16 protein-coding genes are annotated in these 15,944 nt (G+C 31.8%); 3 read left to right on the top strand and 13 right to left on the bottom strand.

The window, feature by feature from the left end; genetic code table 11:
* Window positions 1-28 precede the first annotated feature (28 nt).
* Window positions 29-1,219 (top strand): DegT/DnrJ/EryC1/StrS family aminotransferase, encoded by a 1,191-nt coding sequence (locus KO500_RS13965; protein WP_215957180.1) that lies wholly within the window; start codon window positions 29-31, stop codon window positions 1,217-1,219.
* On the opposite strand, the gene ribB is transcribed toward KO500_RS13965, so the two are convergent.
* The 11 genes from ribB to KO500_RS13910 all read right to left on the bottom strand — a co-directional run bounded on the left by ribB (window position 1,216) and on the right by KO500_RS13910 (window position 12,218).
* The gene (gene ribB / locus KO500_RS13960) at window positions 1,216-2,346 is read right to left on the bottom strand and encodes a 3,4-dihydroxy-2-butanone-4-phosphate synthase (protein ID WP_215957179.1); all 1,131 of its coding nucleotides are present in this window, start codon (window positions 2,344-2,346) and stop codon (window positions 1,216-1,218) included. The genes KO500_RS13965 and ribB overlap by 4 nt on opposite strands.
* A gap of 12 nt (window positions 2,347-2,358) precedes the next feature.
* Window positions 2,359-3,846, bottom strand: a complete 1,488-nt coding sequence (locus KO500_RS13955; protein WP_215957178.1) for an LptF/LptG family permease — start codon at window positions 3,844-3,846, stop codon at window positions 2,359-2,361.
* A gap of 3 nt (window positions 3,847-3,849) precedes the next feature.
* Window positions 3,850-4,491, bottom strand: a complete 642-nt coding sequence (locus KO500_RS13950; RefSeq protein WP_215957177.1) for a LolA family protein — start codon at window positions 4,489-4,491, stop codon at window positions 3,850-3,852.
* A 4-nt stretch (window positions 4,492-4,495) separates the two neighbouring features.
* Complete coding sequence (locus KO500_RS13945; RefSeq protein WP_215957176.1) at window positions 4,496-6,919, bottom strand: FtsK/SpoIIIE family DNA translocase; 2,424 nt, start codon at window positions 6,917-6,919, stop codon at window positions 4,496-4,498.
* A 63-nt stretch (window positions 6,920-6,982) separates the two neighbouring features.
* Entirely contained in the window at window positions 6,983-7,348 is a 366-nt protein-coding gene (locus tag KO500_RS13940; RefSeq protein WP_215957175.1) for a diacylglycerol kinase, read from the bottom strand.
* Window positions 7,341-7,847: a thiol peroxidase gene (gene tpx / locus KO500_RS13935; protein WP_215957174.1), complete on the bottom strand. Its 507-nt coding sequence runs from the start codon at window positions 7,845-7,847 to the stop codon at window positions 7,341-7,343. The genes KO500_RS13940 and tpx overlap by 8 nt, the downstream gene beginning before the upstream one ends.
* 131 nt (window positions 7,848-7,978) lie before the next feature.
* Entirely contained in the window at window positions 7,979-8,236 is a 258-nt protein-coding gene (locus KO500_RS13930; protein ID WP_215957173.1) for a DUF6952 family protein, read from the bottom strand.
* On the bottom strand, window positions 8,217-8,531 hold the full coding sequence (locus tag KO500_RS13925) for a thioredoxin family protein (RefSeq protein WP_215957172.1): 315 nt from the start codon (window positions 8,529-8,531) through the stop codon (window positions 8,217-8,219). Before KO500_RS13925 ends, KO500_RS13930 begins: the two co-directional genes overlap by 20 nt.
* A gap of 89 nt (window positions 8,532-8,620) precedes the next feature.
* Window positions 8,621-9,259 carry a peroxiredoxin gene (locus KO500_RS13920; protein WP_215957171.1) on the bottom strand — a complete coding sequence of 213 codons (639 nt, stop codon included), beginning with the start codon at window positions 9,257-9,259 and terminating at the stop codon, window positions 8,621-8,623.
* Window positions 9,260-9,434: 175 nt separating this feature from the next.
* Window positions 9,435-10,928, bottom strand: a complete 1,494-nt coding sequence (nhaC, locus tag KO500_RS13915) for a Na+/H+ antiporter NhaC (RefSeq protein WP_215957170.1) — start codon at window positions 10,926-10,928, stop codon at window positions 9,435-9,437.
* 69 nt (window positions 10,929-10,997) lie between these two features.
* Entirely contained in the window at window positions 10,998-12,218 is a 1,221-nt protein-coding gene (locus tag KO500_RS13910) for an aminotransferase class I/II-fold pyridoxal phosphate-dependent enzyme (protein WP_215957169.1), read from the bottom strand.
* 155 nt (window positions 12,219-12,373) lie between these two features.
* On the opposite strand from KO500_RS13910, the gene KO500_RS13905 reads away from it, so the two are divergent.
* Both KO500_RS13905 and lpdA read left to right on the top strand, forming a co-directional pair.
* Window positions 12,374-12,832: an Lrp/AsnC family transcriptional regulator gene (locus KO500_RS13905; protein ID WP_215957168.1), complete on the top strand. Its 459-nt coding sequence runs from the start codon at window positions 12,374-12,376 to the stop codon at window positions 12,830-12,832.
* A 98-nt stretch (window positions 12,833-12,930) separates the two neighbouring features.
* A complete protein-coding gene (lpdA, locus tag KO500_RS13900) occupies window positions 12,931-14,337 on the top strand; it encodes a dihydrolipoyl dehydrogenase (protein WP_215957167.1) in 1,407 nt (468 codons plus the stop codon).
* A 57-nt stretch (window positions 14,338-14,394) separates the two neighbouring features.
* Here lpdA and KO500_RS13895 read toward each other — a convergent pair whose 3' ends face one another.
* Both KO500_RS13895 and KO500_RS13890 read right to left on the bottom strand, forming a co-directional pair.
* Window positions 14,395-14,625 (bottom strand): CDGSH iron-sulfur domain-containing protein, encoded by a 231-nt coding sequence (locus KO500_RS13895; RefSeq protein WP_215957166.1) that lies wholly within the window; start codon window positions 14,623-14,625, stop codon window positions 14,395-14,397.
* Window positions 14,626-14,681: 56 nt separating this feature from the next.
* Complete coding sequence (locus KO500_RS13890) at window positions 14,682-15,875, bottom strand: heparan-alpha-glucosaminide N-acetyltransferase domain-containing protein (protein WP_215957165.1); 1,194 nt, start codon at window positions 15,873-15,875, stop codon at window positions 14,682-14,684.
* Window positions 15,876-15,944: the final 69 nt, after the last annotated feature.

Raw genomic sequence — 15,944 nt, 5'->3', positions numbered from 1 at the left:
ATAATTAATAAAAGAGTAGTAGAAAAGTATGCCTGGATTTGAGTTTTTTGGAGACCTAGAACGAAAAGAAGTTAATGATGTTTTAAATACTGGCGTGTTAATGCGTTACGGTTTTGATGGTGCTCGCGATCATTACAAAGCAGAAGAACTTGAGCAACTTATAAGTACTAGGTTTGATGTAAATCATACACATTTAGTAAGTAGTGGTACTGCAGCATTGACTGTTGCATTAGCTAGTGCAGGAGTAGGGGCTGGTGATGAAGTGATTATGCCTATGTTTACTTTTGTAGCTACTTTTGAGGCTATTTTATCAGTTGGAGCTATCCCTGTTTTAGCAAATATTGATGAAACTCTTGGTTTAAATGCTAATGCTGTTGAAAAAGTGATTACTAAACGTACCAAAGCAATTATGCCGGTACATATGTGTGGTGCTATTACAGACTTAGATCCATTATTAAAACTCTGTAAAAAACACAATTTACGTTTAATTGAAGATGCTTGCCAAGCTATTGGTGGTACTTACAATGGTAAATTATTGGGTACAATAGGTGATGTAGGTTGTTTTTCTTTTGATTATGTAAAAACAGTTACTTGTGGTGAAGGTGGAGCTATAGTTACCAACAACAAAGACGTTTATACTAATGCTGTTTATTATTCCGATCATGGTCATGATCATTTAGGTGTCGATAGAGGTAAAGATGAACATCCATTTTTAGGATACAATTACAGAATTTCTGAATTACACGCTGCTGTTGGTGTGGCACAGTTCAAACAACTAGATGCGTTTTTGGAGATTCAAAAAAAGTATTTTACAATTATTGAAGATGCCTTAAGAACAGTTAAAGGACTTACGTTTAGAGAAATCCCTGAAGTAGGAGAGCAGAATTACTCATTTTTGAGTTTCTTTTTACCTACTAAAGAAAAAACTCAATTAGCACACAAAGCTTTATCAGAAGGAGGTATTGACGCTACTTTTTATTGGTTTGATAATAACTGGCATTACCATACAAAGTGGGAGCATTTAAAAGAACTGACAGCCTTGGGGAATGTTTCACGTACTATTAAAGAAAATTTACCTGATTATAGTAATTATGATTACGAAGCTTCTGATGCTATTATAGCACGTACACTATCTTGCTTAATAAAATTAAGCTGGACAGAAGAAGAAGTAAAAGAAAGAGCTAGCAATATGGTAACGATACTAAATACCATAGTTTAGTAGGCAACATAATCAACAATTTCTAAGCCGTAACCCACAATACCAACTCTTTTTGATTGAATGGAGTTGGTTAATAAACGTACTTTAGATATGTTAATGTCATGTAATATTTGTGCTCCAACACCAAAATCTTTGGCATCCATTTCAATTTTAGGAGCTCTCATTTCTCCTGTTGCTTGTAAATCTTTTAAACCGGATAATCTACTTAATAAATTTAGTGATTGACTTTCTTGATTGATAAATACAAAAGCACCTTTACCTTCTTTATTAATCGCATTAAACATTACCTCTAATTTTTTATCAGGGTTGTTTGTAAGCGTTCCTAAAATATCATTGTTAATTAAGGTTGAGTTGATACGTGTCAAGATTTCTTCTTCTTTACCCCAACTTCCTTTAGTTAATGCGATATGTACTTGATTATTTGTCGTTTGCTGATAAGCTCTTAATCTAAACTCACCAAAACGTGTAGTAATATTAAAATCTTCTTTCTTTTCAATCAAACTATCATGCTCCATACGGTAAGCAATTAGTGATTCAATAGAAACAATCTTCAAATTATGTTTTTCTGCAACTTTTTTAAGCTCCGGAAGTCTGGCCATTGAGCCATCTTCATTCATTATTTCAACAATCACACCTGCAGGTTGTAACCCTGCTAATCTTGCAAAATCAATAGCAGCTTCGGTATGTCCTGTTCTACGCAACACACCACCGTCTTTAGCTACTAACGGAAAAATATGTCCTGGTCTTGCCAAATCGTATGGCTGTGTGTCTTTATTAGTTAATGCATTTATAGTTTTAGCTCTATCAGAAGCCGATATACCTGTAGTTACACCATTACCTCGTAAATCTACTGAAACAGTGAAAGCAGTTTCCATATGGTCTGTATTTACAGAAACCATCATTTCAAGTCCTAATTCTTTACAACGACTTTCGGTTAACGGAGCACAAATAAGTCCGCGACCTTCCGTAGCCATAAAATTAATAAGTTCAGGAGTAATTAGTTCTGCTGCTGCAAGAAAATCGCCTTCGTTTTCTCTGTTTTCATCATCAACAACAATAATAACATTACCTTTTCTAATTTCCTCAATTGCATCTTCAATTGCATCAAGTTCAATACTCTTTTTCATTCTGATAAATAATTACTCTGTTGCTGTTTTATTTTTCTTGAAAGCAAATAATTTTTTAAAGAAATCAATCACACTTCCAAAATTAGATAAACCTCTATCTGCTGTTGCTCTTTTAGTCAAAAACACACCCAAAGGTAACATAATAAATGTAGACATCCATGCGCCTACAACAGGATTCAAGCTCCCTTCTTTTGATGAATTTTCAGCAAAAACACCTATAAAATAGTAGATTAAGAAAAGAATAATAGCAATAACCATTGGCAAACCTAACCCTCCTTTTCTAATAATAGCGCCTAGTGGAGCACCAACAAAAAATAATATGATACATGACAGCGCTAAAGCAAACTTTTTATGTAACGATATTATGTGCATGTTGTAAATTTTAAAACGCTTATCTAGTTCATTCTTTTTACTACTTACAGTGGCTAAAATATTTGTAATTGTATTTTTAGATGAATTTAATATTTGCTCTCTTTGGTAGCCTTTATATAAGTTCAACACGGAAAGTGTATCCATCATTTTTGTTCTAAACTGAACGGAATCTTTAGATAGATTGTTAATATCGTTTTGCAATATACTGTCAGCAGAAGAAAGGGTAGGGAAGGCACCAATTCGTTTATTAATACTTTTTGAAAAAGTATTCACTATTTTGATATTACTAATTTTAATAGAATCAATATCTTTTACTAAACGAGAAACATTTTTCATTTTATCGGTAGTAACATCACGCTCTTTTTCTAAATCAACATCAAGTTTTGAAATATCTTGATTGATGATATATTTTTTAAAGGATGATTTTGCAAAAGGAAATTTTTTATTATCTGAAGATTTCTTTTTTTCAACATCTTCATAATAATTACCGTCTTTAAGTACTAGTTGTAAAATATTAGAACCTTCGCCACTAATAAGTTCTCCAGTTTTAGCTTTAATAACGGTATTGTTTACTCCGTTAGGTGATTTTCTGTGGATTATTACATTTTCTAAAAAACGATCATTGTCACCATATTTACGATCCACTTTCATGTTCATATCCGTACCTTCTAAATCACTAAAAGCACCAGCAATAATAGCTGTGGATGGTTTGAGCTGTCCTATATTTTTACGAAGACTGTAAATTTTTAATTCTGCAGCAGGAATTACATTATTAGCAAAATAGAATACAACTACACTCAAAAAAACAACAAATACAATTAAGCTAAGCATTGCTCTTTGCAATGAAATTCCAGAAGCTTTCATTGCTGCAAACTCATAATTTTCAGCAATTTTACCGAAAGTTAAGATGGAAGCTAGTAATACCGTTAGTGGTAATACTTTCTCCATTAAACTTGGCATTATATAAAATAGAAATTTACCTATAATTACAATATCTAAACCTCTACCCGCTAAATCATCAATAAATAGCCAAATGGTTTGAAATATGAAAATAAGCATCAATATTCCGAAAGAACTGATGAAATTATATAAAAAACTTCTTAAAATGTAAGTGTCTAATATTCTCAATGTCTAATTCCTTATAATATAGTAACCTTCGTTTTTGTACTTAGATTCGTTAAAGGTAAATAAGCTTTTTGATAAAGGCTGATTTGTTTTAAAAGAATTAACGGTAATTGTAGTTTTTGTACCATTTTTACCTGTTTCGATTAACTTATAAATATGTTTGGTTTCCGCATCTATACCTAAAAGAATAGTTTTAATTTCAGAATTTGTATCCATTGGAGTCAATTTTACAAACTGAATTTTTCTACCTTGAATATTCTGCATAATATCCATTTCGTAATTGTGTCCTTTTTTGTAAAAAGTCAACATTTTTGATGGAGTAATGGTATTTTCTTCCGTAGACTTTTCTTCAATAGTTACTTCTTCATTTTCAGGAACAATAGTGTATACTTTGCTACCATCAAAGAACTGTTGTGATCCTAAATAATTAAAAAGATACTTATCGCCTTGCATAGTTACATCACCACGCGTTTCTTGATTAATATTTGCTTCTTTATTATTCAGTGCATATTTAAAATCTACATAAATATTATCATAACTTTTAACCTTGTTATACACTTGGTCTAATAATGCTTTAGCTTTTGTAGAGCTCTGCCCAAATGAAGCTGATACAGTAAAAAGAGTTAGTAAAACAATTAATTTTTTCATTCTGTTATTTTTTTTCGTTGTTAAAAATTTCATCTAGAGCAACCATATCTGGTACATACACCTGTCTGGCTTTACTACCTTCAAAAGGGCCCACAATTCCTGCGGCTTCTAATTGATCAATAATTCTACCTGCTCTATTGTAACCTAATTTTAATTTTCTTTGAATTAATGATGCGGAACCTTGCTGTGCAATTACTATAACTTCTGCAGCATCACGGAACAAAGCATCTCTATCCGATATATTATTATCAAGACTTGTGCCAGAATCTTCACCTACATACTCAGGTAGTAAATGAGCATCAGGATAAGCTCTTTGAGAGCCTATAAAATCTACAATTTTACCAACTTCTGGCGTATCAACAAATGCACATTGAATACGCGTGACATCGTTACCTTGTGTGTACAACATGTCACCTCTACCAATTAACTGATCGGCACCTGCAGTATCTAAAATTGTTCTAGAATCTATTTTTGAGGTAACTCTAAACGCTAATCTCGCAGGGAAGTTAGCTTTAATAATACCTGTAATTACATTTACAGAAGGTCTTTGTGTTGCTATAATTAAGTGAATACCAATAGCTCTGGCTAATTGAGCAAGTCTAGCTACAGGTGTTTCTACTTCTTTACCAGCGGTCATAATTAAATCGGCAAATTCATCAATTACAAGTACTATATATGGTAAAAACTTATGACCGTCGTTCGGGTTAAGTTTACGAGCTTTAAATTTAGTATTATACTCTTTTAAATTACGAACCATGGCTAATTTCAGTAATTCATATCTATCATCCATTTCAATACAAAGTGAATTCAAAGTGTGAATTACTTTTGTATTATCTGTGATAATAGCTTCTGCTGAATCAGGAAGTTTAGCTAAGAAATGACGCTCAATTTTATTGTAAAGCGTAAGTTCTACTTTCTTAGGGTCTACAAGAATAAATTTTACTTCTGCTGGATGCTTTTTATATAATAATGAAGTAAGCACAGCATTTAAACCAACCGATTTACCTTGGCCGGTAGCACCTGCCATTAAAAGGTGAGGCATTTTAGCTAAATCAACCACAAAGGTTTCATTACTAATAGTTTTACCAAATGCAATAGGTAGTTCCATTTCTGCTTTCTGGAACTTGCTAGAAGCAATTACCGAACGCATAGAAACAATAGTTGAGTTTTTGTTAGGTACCTCAATACCAATAGTACCTTTACCAGGAATAGGAGCAATGATACGAATACCTAAGGCCGCTAATGATAATGCAATATCATCTTCAAGATTTTTAATTTTTGAAATACGGACACCAGCTTCTGGTACAATTTCATATAAAGTTACCGTAGGACCAATCGTTGCTTTAATTTGAGCAATACCAATCTTATAATTCTTTAAAGTCTCTACAATTTTGTTTTTATTCTCTTCTAACTCTTCTTGATTTATAGTTATACCGCCTGTAACACCGTGTTGATCTAATAAATCTATTATAGGAAACTTATAATTACCTAATTCAAGAGTAGGGTCAAACTCCCCAAAATCATCAACTAATTTACCTGCAAGATTGTCAACTTCATTTTGTTCATCAACAACTCTACCAACTTCCATTGATAAATCTTCTTCAATAACCTCTTCTTCAACAGGAACATTAACCTCAAAACCATCGCTAGAAACAATTGGTTTTGGTTCTGGTTTAGGTTCCGGCTTTGGTACAGGTTCTATTGTTGGAATATCTTTTTTATGCGTGTAAGTATCAACCGTAGCCTGCTTTTCTTCTTTTGCAATTAAAGCTTCTATTTCATCTTCAGAATAAGTTTGAGCTGCATTTTTTGGTTTGTCTTTAAATTCAGAAGCAAGTGATGCTTTTTTGTTTTTATAATATTCTGAAATACGATCTGGAGTTAATTTAAATAATCGAACTGCAATTATAACTAAACCAAATAATAATAATAAAAACACACCAAGTTTACCAATATAATCTTGCAGAAAATCATTCATTTCATAACCAACAATTCCGCCTAAAAGTGGGTTAGTGGTTGCAAAAAAACCAAGTGTAATAGAAATCCAAATAATAAAGACAAGTCCCCAAATCCATTTGCGAACCAGTTTAGTATCTTTTAAACTTAGAAAAAACTTTAAACCAGTAACAAAAAATAAAAATGTAAATATAAATGATGCAATACCAAAACCCTTGTATAAAAAGATGTGGCTAATGCTTGCGCCAAATTTGTTAAGTAGATTTTTTGCTTCTTGATTCCTGTTTGTAAATTCACTTAGTAGGCTTTGGTCGTCTTTCCAAGTAAAATAAAAAGAAATAAATGAGAAAAACAAAGCAATACTTAAAAGCATGATTAAGCTTCCGAGTATAATTTTGTTTTGTTTAGATAATATAAAAGAAACACTTTTTTTAGGAGTGGCCTTTTTTGAGGTTTTTGCCTTCTTTGCCATTAAATCTTTACTTCTTTAGGGCTAAAATACGAATTTACCTTTTAAGCTAAAGGTATTGATTATTTAAAAAATTTTAGGAATGTAGATTATAAAGCCAATTATTGCTGAGGCAATGGAAACCAACATTACAGCGCCAGCAGCAACGTCTTTTATGAAACCAATTTTGGTGTCAAATTCCGGATTTATAAAGTCACATATTTTTTCTACTGCGGTATTCATACCTTCAATACCGAGTACAAGTGCTATTGCAAATATTTGTAAAATCCATTCTACGTTTGATATTTGATAGTAAAAACCAGCAATAGTCATTACTACGGCTATAAAAACCTGAATTTTTATACTTGCTTCAGTACGAATTAAAAGTATAGCTCCCTTCATAGCGAAACCTACACTTTTTATTCTGTTTACTAAAAATGATTCTTTAGGCATCTTTTAAAGCTTCAAGAGCAGCTTTATAATTCGGCTCTTCAGTAGTTTCTGCAACTTGCTCTGTATAAGTTACATTACCTTTTTCATCTAAAACCACAACTGATCTTGATAGTAAAGCTTCTAGAGGTCCGTCAGAGAATGATAAACCATATGTATTTCCAAAATTACCATCTTTAAAATCTGATAACATTTCAACATTTGTTAGACCCTCTGCACCACAAAAACGAGCTTGAGCAAAAGGCAAATCTTTTGATATACATAAAACCACAGTGTCATCTAATTCAGAAGCTTCAGTATTAAACTGTCTCACAGATTGTGCGCAAGTACCCGTGTCAACACTAGGAAAGATATTTAACACCACCTTTTTACCTTTGTAACTTTCTAAGCTACTACTTGATAAATCGTTTTTTGTTAGGTTGAAATTTGGAGCTAAAGTTCCAACTTTTGGTAAATCCCCTATAGTATTTATTTTATTTCCTTTTAAAGTAACTGTTGCCATAATGTGTGTGTTTAATTCTGCGTGAAATTAAAAAATATATCTTTAGTATATAAGTAAACTTGTTTGAATTTTAGAAATAAAAAAAGTCCATTCAATTTAATGAATGGACTTTCATACTAATGTATTCATAATTATTTGTCTATAGAACCCATAACGCGTTTCATAAAACTATTAAGTGCTTCTTTTTGCGGAAGACCTTCTTTTATAGATTTCTGAACTTCAACGGCTCCGTACATGTTAGAAATCAATTCTCCAATTACATCTAGCTCTTCATCTTTTAACGATGGAACTTCTGTTAATGCTTCAAGAGTTTCAATTGTTTCTAATACATAATCTTCATCATTTTCTGCGATGAAATTAGTAAGGTGTTTAATTACTGGTAACTTCACTGATCAATTCTTTTAAAACTTCATATTTGTTTGTTTGCACTTGCTTTTTTAATGCTCCGCCAGAAAAGGCAGCAAATGTTGGCAAATTATCAACGTTAGCTAATTTTCTAGATTCTGGAAATTTTTCAGCATCAGCAATAACAAAAGTTACATTTTCGTTAGCAGTAGCTTCTTTTTTAAATTTTGGCTTCATAATACGGCAGTTACCACACCATGTAGCAGAATATTGTACCATTACGTTTTCGTTTTGGTCAATTATCTCTTGTAAATTGTCATTTTCTAATTCAATAACCATAACAGTAATTTTTTAGTTTTAGAGGTTTTAGTAATTAGTTACTGTAGTACAATAACTAATTACTAGTAACCATCTAAAAATATTATAATCTAGTGAGTTGCTAAATATGCAGCAGTACCTTTAGCATTTGCTTGCATAGCTTCTTTTCCTTCTTCCCAGTTTGCAGGACAAACTTCTCCGTTTTTTTGAACGTGAGCGTAAGCATCAATTAAACGTAAATATTCTTTTACATTTCTACCAACTGGCATGTGGTTGATACCTTCATGAAATACAGTACCTTCTTCATCAATTAAATAAGTAGCTCTGTAAGTTACATTATCACCTTCAACAGTAACAACACCTGTTTCTTCATTGTACTCTTCATTAGTAATATCTAAAATACCTAATGTAGATGCAAGATTTCTGTTGCTATCTGCTAAAATAGGGTAAGTAACACCTTCAATACCACCATTATCTTTTGATGTGCTTAACCATGCAAAGTGAACCTCAGGAGTATCACAAGAAGCACCAATAACAATCGTGTTTCTTTTTTCAAATTCACCAATAGCTTCTTGAAAAGCATGTAATTCTGTAGGACAAACAAAAGTGAAATCTTTTGGGTACCAAAATAAAACAACTTTCTTATTGTTGTTTTTTGCTTCGTCTAATACATTAATTTTAAAAGTATCTCCTAAATCGTTCATTGCGTTAACGCTTAAATCTGGAAACATTTTACCTACTATAGCCATAATTTATTTTTAGTGTGTTTTTAACTTTGGCAAAAATAAGCTTACAATTTTTGATTTAACAGATTCTATATTAGAAAAATTGATACTATTATAAGTTTTATTAATACTGTATTTTTTCGCTTTAAAATAAATCTATAATAAGCTTTCAGTCAATTAATTATAATATTAACTCAAATTACTGCGAAGTATTTTCAGAAGTAATCTGTTTGATTTTAATTTGTAATGCAGCAAATAACAAGGTCATGAAAGGACTTAACCAATTAAATACTGCATAAAAGAAGTATTGTGCTACAGGAACACCTAAAACACTACTGTGGTATGCGCCACAAGTATTCCAGGGAATTAACACAGAAGTTACAGTACCTGAATCTTCTAAAGTTCTGCTTAAGTTTTCAGGCGCAAGACCTTTATCTCTATATGCTTGGGCAAACATTTTACCAGGCACTACTAATGCTAAATATTGATCCGATGCCGTTACATTTAATGCTAAACAACTAGCAACGGTACTTGCAAATAAGCTAAATGTGCTTTCAGCAATGCTTAATAATGATTGACTGATTCTAGCTAAAGCCCCAATACCATCCATAATACCACCAAAAACCATAGCACATAAAATTAACCAAATGGTGCCTAACATTCCAGCCATTCCTTTTGAAGTGAATAAGTCACTTAACGTTTCATTATCTGTCGCAATAGAAGTTTTAACAGTTATAGCATTCATAATACCTTTGTAGGCAGATTCAAAAGTTAAACTTGTGGCGCCAGTGATATTAGTTACAATTTCAGGTTGAAAAAATATAGCGAAAATTCCACCTAATAAAGTCCCCACTAATAACGCTAGAAGAGGAGGCGCTTTTTTTAAAATCATAACAACAACAGCAATAGGAACTAAAAATAACCAGCCACTAATATTAAATGTTTTATCAATAGAAGTTAATATAGCTTCAGTATCTGCAGTACCTGAAGTTTCAATGTTTAAACCAATAATTACAAAAACAATAAGTGTAATTGTAATTGTTGGTAAGGTTGTATAAAACATGTATTTAATATGCTCAAATAATTCACCACCTGCCATTGCTGGTGCCAAATTAGTTGTGTCACTCAATGGAGACATTTTATCACCAAAATAAGCACCTGAAAGAATAGCTCCTGCCGTCATACCCATTGATATTCCCAAAGTGTTTCCGATACCAATTAAAGCAATACCTACGGTAGCAGATGTTGTCCAAGAACTACCTGTAGCAACAGAAATTACAGAACATATTACCACACAAGCGGCTAAAAATATGGTCGGGTTTAATATTTGCAAACCATAATATATCATAGAAGGTATAATACCACTTACTAGCCAAGTACCAGATAAAGCACCAACCATTAATAGTATTAACAAGGCTCCAGAAGTTGATTTTATATTTTCAGCAACCTCTTCCATCATTTGCTTGTAAGAAACTTTGTTAAAAAAACCAACAATAGCAGCTACAGCACCACCTAATAAAAGTACAAATTGATTTGAACCACTTAATGCATCATCGCCAAAAACAAATACATTAAATGCTAACATCGCTACTAAAGCTATAACAGGTATTAAAGCTTCCCAAATACTTAATTGTTTATTTTGTACGATATGCTCATTTTCAGGCCCTGAGGGGTTCAAACTATTGTCTTGCATTAAATGTATGTTAGTTATCGTGTAATATTACGATTTTGGTCTCTTTTTTGCAAGCGTAAAAATGCGCGTTTATACTGCAATTATTTTTTCTGGTAACAAGTTTAATTCTTTCATACAATTGTGAATTGATTCGTATGTTTTTTCAATATCATTATCTAAACCAATAGAAATACGAATTAACCCTTCTGATAAACCCATACTTTTTTGTTCATCTAATGGTATTTCTGATGATGTAGAGGTACCTGGCGCACTGAATAATGTTTTATAAAAACCTAAACTTACCGCCAAATAACCAACCTTATGTTCTTGCATTAATTCCATAAGGTTATTTGCATTTTCCAAAGTGTGAACATTTAAAGTCAATAATCCACCATAACCATATTCCATATTCATTTGATTATTATAGGTTTCATGACCAGCATGTGATTTTAGTCCAGGATAAGAGACATGAATGCCATTTTTTTCAAATTTTTGAGCTAAATACAATGCATTTTCACTATGCTTTTTTATTCTTAAATGTAACGTTCGCATGTTTTTCAAAATAGATGAAGACCTCAAGCCATCTAGAGTACTCCCTAATAACATAGCGGCGCCAAAATTAACATCTTTTAAACTGGTGCAAAATTCAGTTGTACCACATACAACTCCTGCAACTCCATCACTTGTGCCGTTTATAAATTTTGTAAGACTGTGGATTACGATAGAAGCACCCAATTCAGCAGGGCTTATGGATAGTGGAGAAAAGGTGTTGTCAACAACTAAAGGTATATTGTGTTTTTTTGCAATTTTGGCAAGAGCCTTAATGTCAGAAACTTCTAAAAGTGGATTGCTAACAGCTTCACAGTAAATCATTTTAGTGTTTTCTGAAATAGCATCTTCAACCATATCAATCTGAGTTGTGTCAACAAACGAGGTGTTGATATTAAATTTGTTTAAAAAATTCTTCATTAAGGCATATGTTCCACCATAAATAGTTCTACTGCTTACAATATGGTCTCCTGCTTTACATAATTGTAATAAAACTGATGATATAGCACCCATACCACTAGCGTAAACATTTGCCATTTCAGTACTTTCAAGTGCAGCTAAAGCTTCTGCTAAATTAAGGTTTGTGGGTGTCGTGTGACGGCTGTATAAATAGCAACCTTCTGTATTTCCTTCAAAAGTGTCATACATAGTCTTTGCCTTCATAAACGTATATGTAGATGAATCTGATATCGAAGGGTTTACACCTCCAAATTCTCCAAACTGTTGAACATCTTGCAATTTATTAACCATATCATTTTTCATAATTGAATCTCTTTGGTCTTTAAAAGTAGATATATGTAGTTTATTTGTCAATAATTATTAGATAATATAGAAAATAAAACTACTTAATATATGTTGTATAGTTTTAAAATTTATTTATATCTATATTTGCCTTCAAATACTGAAAAATCATCTAAATGAATTTTGATACTATTGATATTGAATTACTTGCCTTACTTCAAGAAGACTGTAAAAAGACAACTAAAGAGTATGCTTTAAAGTTAGGTTTATCTGTTACAGCAGTTTATGAGCGTATTAAACGATTAGAGAAAAATGGTGTAATTCAAAAATATGTTGCCTTAGTAAACAAAAAAGAAATTGAAAAAGGGTTCACTGCATTATGCCATGTAAAGCTAACCCAACATACAAAAAAGTATGTTTCTAATTTTGAAAGAGACATTATAAAACTCACCGAAATATCGGAATGTCTGCACTTAAGTGGTGATTATGACTATATGTTAAAAATTAATGTAAAGGATATTGAGGCATATCGTGAATTTATAGTTTCAAAATTAACCGCAATCAATCATATTGGCAGTACACAAAGTTCATTTGTAATTGCAGAAGTTAAGCATACCACAGCAATATCTATTTAATATGAAGAATATAACAGAACTTTAGATGATCTGGTTACTCTAAACCAGAAAATAATGCTAATTTTGTTAGTACACAAAACAACAATTCAAAAAAAATTATGAGTTTATATGATGTAGCCGTTATCGGTTCAGGACCTGGAGGATATGTAGCAGCAATACGTTGTGCGCAATTAGGAATGAAAACAGCAATTATTGAAAAGTATTCTACTCTAGGTGGTACTTGTTTAAATGTTGGCTGTATTCCTTCAAAAGCATTATTAGATTCATCACACCATTACGATGATGCTGTAAAGCATTTTGAAGATCACGGAATTGAGGTTCCTGGTGAAATAAAAGTTAATCTTGAAAAAATGATTTCTCGTAAAAATAATGTTGTTGATATGACAACTAAGGGAATCAATTTTTTAATGGATAAAAATAAAATTGATGTTTTTGAAGGTTTGGGGTCTTTCAAAGATGCTACACATATTGATATTAAAAAGATTGATGGCACTACTGATACTATTGAGGCTAAAAATACAATTATAGCAACTGGTTCTAAACCATCTACGTTACCATTTATAACTTTAGATAAAGAACGAGTTATAACTTCTACTGAAGCCTTACAACTTAAAGAAGTACCAAAACACATGCTTGTTATTGGTGGTGGTGTTATTGGTTTAGAACTTGGTCAAGTCTATAAAAGATTAGGTGCTGAAGTTACTGTTATTGAATACATGGATAAAATTATTCCTGGTATGGACGGTGCACTTTCTAAAGAATTAATGAAATCACTTAAAAAACAAAAAGTAAAGTTTGCACTTTCTCATAAAGTAAAATCTGTTGAACGTAATGGTGATGAAGTTACGGTTACTGCAGATAACAAAAAAGGAGAAGAAGTTTCATTTACAGGTGATTATTGTTTAGTTGCTGTTGGTCGTCACGCTTATACTGAAGGTTTAAATTTAGAAGCTGCTGGTGTTCAATTAGAAGAAAGAGGTAGAGTAGCGGTAAACGAACATTTACAAACAAATGTTTCTAACATTTATGCCATTGGCGATGTAATAAAAGGGGCCATGTTAGCACATAAAGCTGAAGAAGAAGGTACTTTAGTTGCTGAAATTTTAGCAGGTCAAAAACCACATATTGATTATAATTTAATTCCTGGTGTTGTATATACATGGCCAGAAGTTGCAGCTGTTGGTAAAACAGAAGAACAATTAAAAGAAGCAGGTGTTGCTTACAAATCAGGTTCTTTTCCGATGCGTGCTTTAGGGCGTTCTAGAGCAAGTGGAGATATTGATGGTTTTGTTAAAATATTAGCTGATAAAAATACTGACGAAGTTTTAGGGGTTCATATGATTGGAGCTCGTGTAGCAGATTTAATTGCTGAAGGCGTTACCGCAATGGAGTTTAGAGCTTCTGCAGAAGATATCGCGCGTATGAGTCATGCACACCCAACATATGCTGAAGCTGTAAAAGAAGCGGCGTTAGCTGCTACTGAAGATAGAGCTATTCACGTTTAAGAAATAAGACTTTAAATAAAAAAAATGCCATCTAAATTTTAGATGGCATTTTTTGTTCTAGTTTTTATGACTTCCGTCGCAATACGGTCGATTTTTAGTTAGTTTACAAGTACATAAATATGCTTTTTTATCTTCATCACTTGAAAAACGCATTGGTGGCGTAGCATTATGTGCTTTATGACTACCATCACAAAAAGGTTGGTTTGAACTATGTTTACAAGTACACCAATTATAATTTTTATCCTTTTCTAAATCTGTGGCAATAGGCGCGTAATTTTCTTCACTCATAATTATTTTTTTGAAGTGAAAATAGCACAAAGACTGTGAAATAAGTAACTGAAATACTAATCCTTAACTGGTCTAAATAGACTTAAAGCGAATCGCTTAGCTTTAAAAATGTAAAGTTTATACAAACGATATGTGGCAAATGACCAAGGTGCAATCTCTTGTAAAATTGTTCTAACCTTTAATCGTATAAATGCTTTAATTGTTATTTTGTATGTTTCATATTTTAATGCAAAAAATGTACACGAAAACATAAACAACAAAGCGCCCGAAATTGTAAGTAATGGACTTAACGAATGGTTTAGAAAGAAATACAAACCAATACCTGTAAAACTACCATATAATAAAATATAATGTATTACGTATATAGATAAAGTGCTTTGACCTATTTTAAGTAAAGTTTTGTTTGTAAACAATTTTCTTACCAACATAAATACGGCAAAAACCAAAAATACATCACCTAACCTTATAAACAAGTAGTTGTTGAAAAAGATGTCGGCAAACACTTGAAATTTAGTTTGTTGCGCTAAAAATAAAAATATTTTTGACGATTGAAATATTAACATTAGACCTAATGTAATTGAAGTGACAATTGCAGTAGGGTATAAGTATTTAAAATTTTTAAATTTATTGAATAGAACCGCTAAAAATGAACCACAAGTAGCATAACCAAACCATGGGAATATTGTAAAAACCGATCCGTTTGACTTTGTAAAATAATTCGCTAATGTGTCTGGTAAGATACCATAAGACCAATTCTTGTAATTGGGTTCAAAAATGAACAAAAGAATAGTAATTCCTATTAACAAAACAGGAAATAAAATCTTTCTATTTTTAGAAATTATGTAAAGGCTAATAATCCCTAAAATAGAGAATCCGATACAGTGTAAAACATCAACAAAATAAAAGGACTTATAAATATGACCAAAAAGTAATCCCCAAAAATTGAGTCTTAATAAATAACCTATAAAAATTAGTTGCAAACCACGTTTAATGCCCTTAGTAACTCTTGGGTTTTCAAACCCAACTTTATCACCCTTAATCAATAAATAGGTGAAAATAAAACCAGATACTGTAAAAAACACAGGAGCTGTTATTCCTCTAAAATACAACCATATATTATAAAAAATATTAGAACTATCTCTAAAAGTATTACTAAGCAAACCATCAATAAAATGCCCTTGAAGCATCATTAGTATGGCCCAAGCTCTCATGGCATCAACAAAATAAAGTCTGTTAGATTTGCTAATCATAATATTAATATACTCTATATACTTGTTAAACAGCTAGTTTAGATGTTAAACGTTGTAAAATTAATTAAA

The organism is Cellulophaga baltica (assembly GCF_018861125.1).
Lineage (GTDB): Bacteria > Bacteroidota > Bacteroidia > Flavobacteriales > Flavobacteriaceae > Cellulophaga > Cellulophaga baltica_A.
This window is presented reverse-complemented; position numbering and strand designations above follow the sequence as displayed.

What these genes read in the sequence shown, in the direction of transcription:
- KO500_RS13965 (WP_215957180.1), top strand. Translation starts at nt 29, where the DNA reads ATGCCTGGATTTGAGTTTTTTGGAGACCTAGAACGAAAAGAAGTTAAT.
- ribB (WP_215957179.1), bottom strand. Translation starts at nt 2,346, where the DNA reads ATGAAAAAGAGTATTGAACTTGATGCAATTGAAGATGCAATTGAGGAA.
- KO500_RS13950 (WP_215957177.1), bottom strand. Translation starts at nt 4,491, where the DNA reads ATGAAAAAATTAATTGTTTTACTAACTCTTTTTACTGTATCAGCTTCA.
- KO500_RS13945 (WP_215957176.1), bottom strand. Translation starts at nt 6,919, where the DNA reads ATGGCAAAGAAGGCAAAAACCTCAAAAAAGGCCACTCCTAAAAAAAGT.
- KO500_RS13940 (WP_215957175.1), bottom strand. Translation starts at nt 7,348, where the DNA reads ATGCCTAAAGAATCATTTTTAGTAAACAGAATAAAAAGTGTAGGTTTC.
- tpx (WP_215957174.1), bottom strand. Translation starts at nt 7,847, where the DNA reads ATGGCAACAGTTACTTTAAAAGGAAATAAAATAAATACTATAGGGGAT.
- KO500_RS13925 (WP_215957172.1), bottom strand. Translation starts at nt 8,531, where the DNA reads ATGGTTATTGAATTAGAAAATGACAATTTACAAGAGATAATTGACCAA.
- KO500_RS13920 (WP_215957171.1), bottom strand. Translation starts at nt 9,259, where the DNA reads ATGGCTATAGTAGGTAAAATGTTTCCAGATTTAAGCGTTAACGCAATG.
- nhaC (WP_215957170.1), bottom strand. Translation starts at nt 10,928, where the DNA reads ATGCAAGACAATAGTTTGAACCCCTCAGGGCCTGAAAATGAGCATATC.
- KO500_RS13910 (WP_215957169.1), bottom strand. Translation starts at nt 12,218, where the DNA reads ATGAAAAATGATATGGTTAATAAATTGCAAGATGTTCAACAGTTTGGA.
- KO500_RS13905 (WP_215957168.1), top strand. Translation starts at nt 12,374, where the DNA reads ATGAATTTTGATACTATTGATATTGAATTACTTGCCTTACTTCAAGAA.
- lpdA (WP_215957167.1), top strand. Translation starts at nt 12,931, where the DNA reads ATGAGTTTATATGATGTAGCCGTTATCGGTTCAGGACCTGGAGGATAT.
- KO500_RS13895 (WP_215957166.1), bottom strand. Translation starts at nt 14,625, where the DNA reads ATGAGTGAAGAAAATTACGCGCCTATTGCCACAGATTTAGAAAAGGAT.
- KO500_RS13890 (WP_215957165.1), bottom strand. Translation starts at nt 15,875, where the DNA reads ATGATTAGCAAATCTAACAGACTTTATTTTGTTGATGCCATGAGAGCT.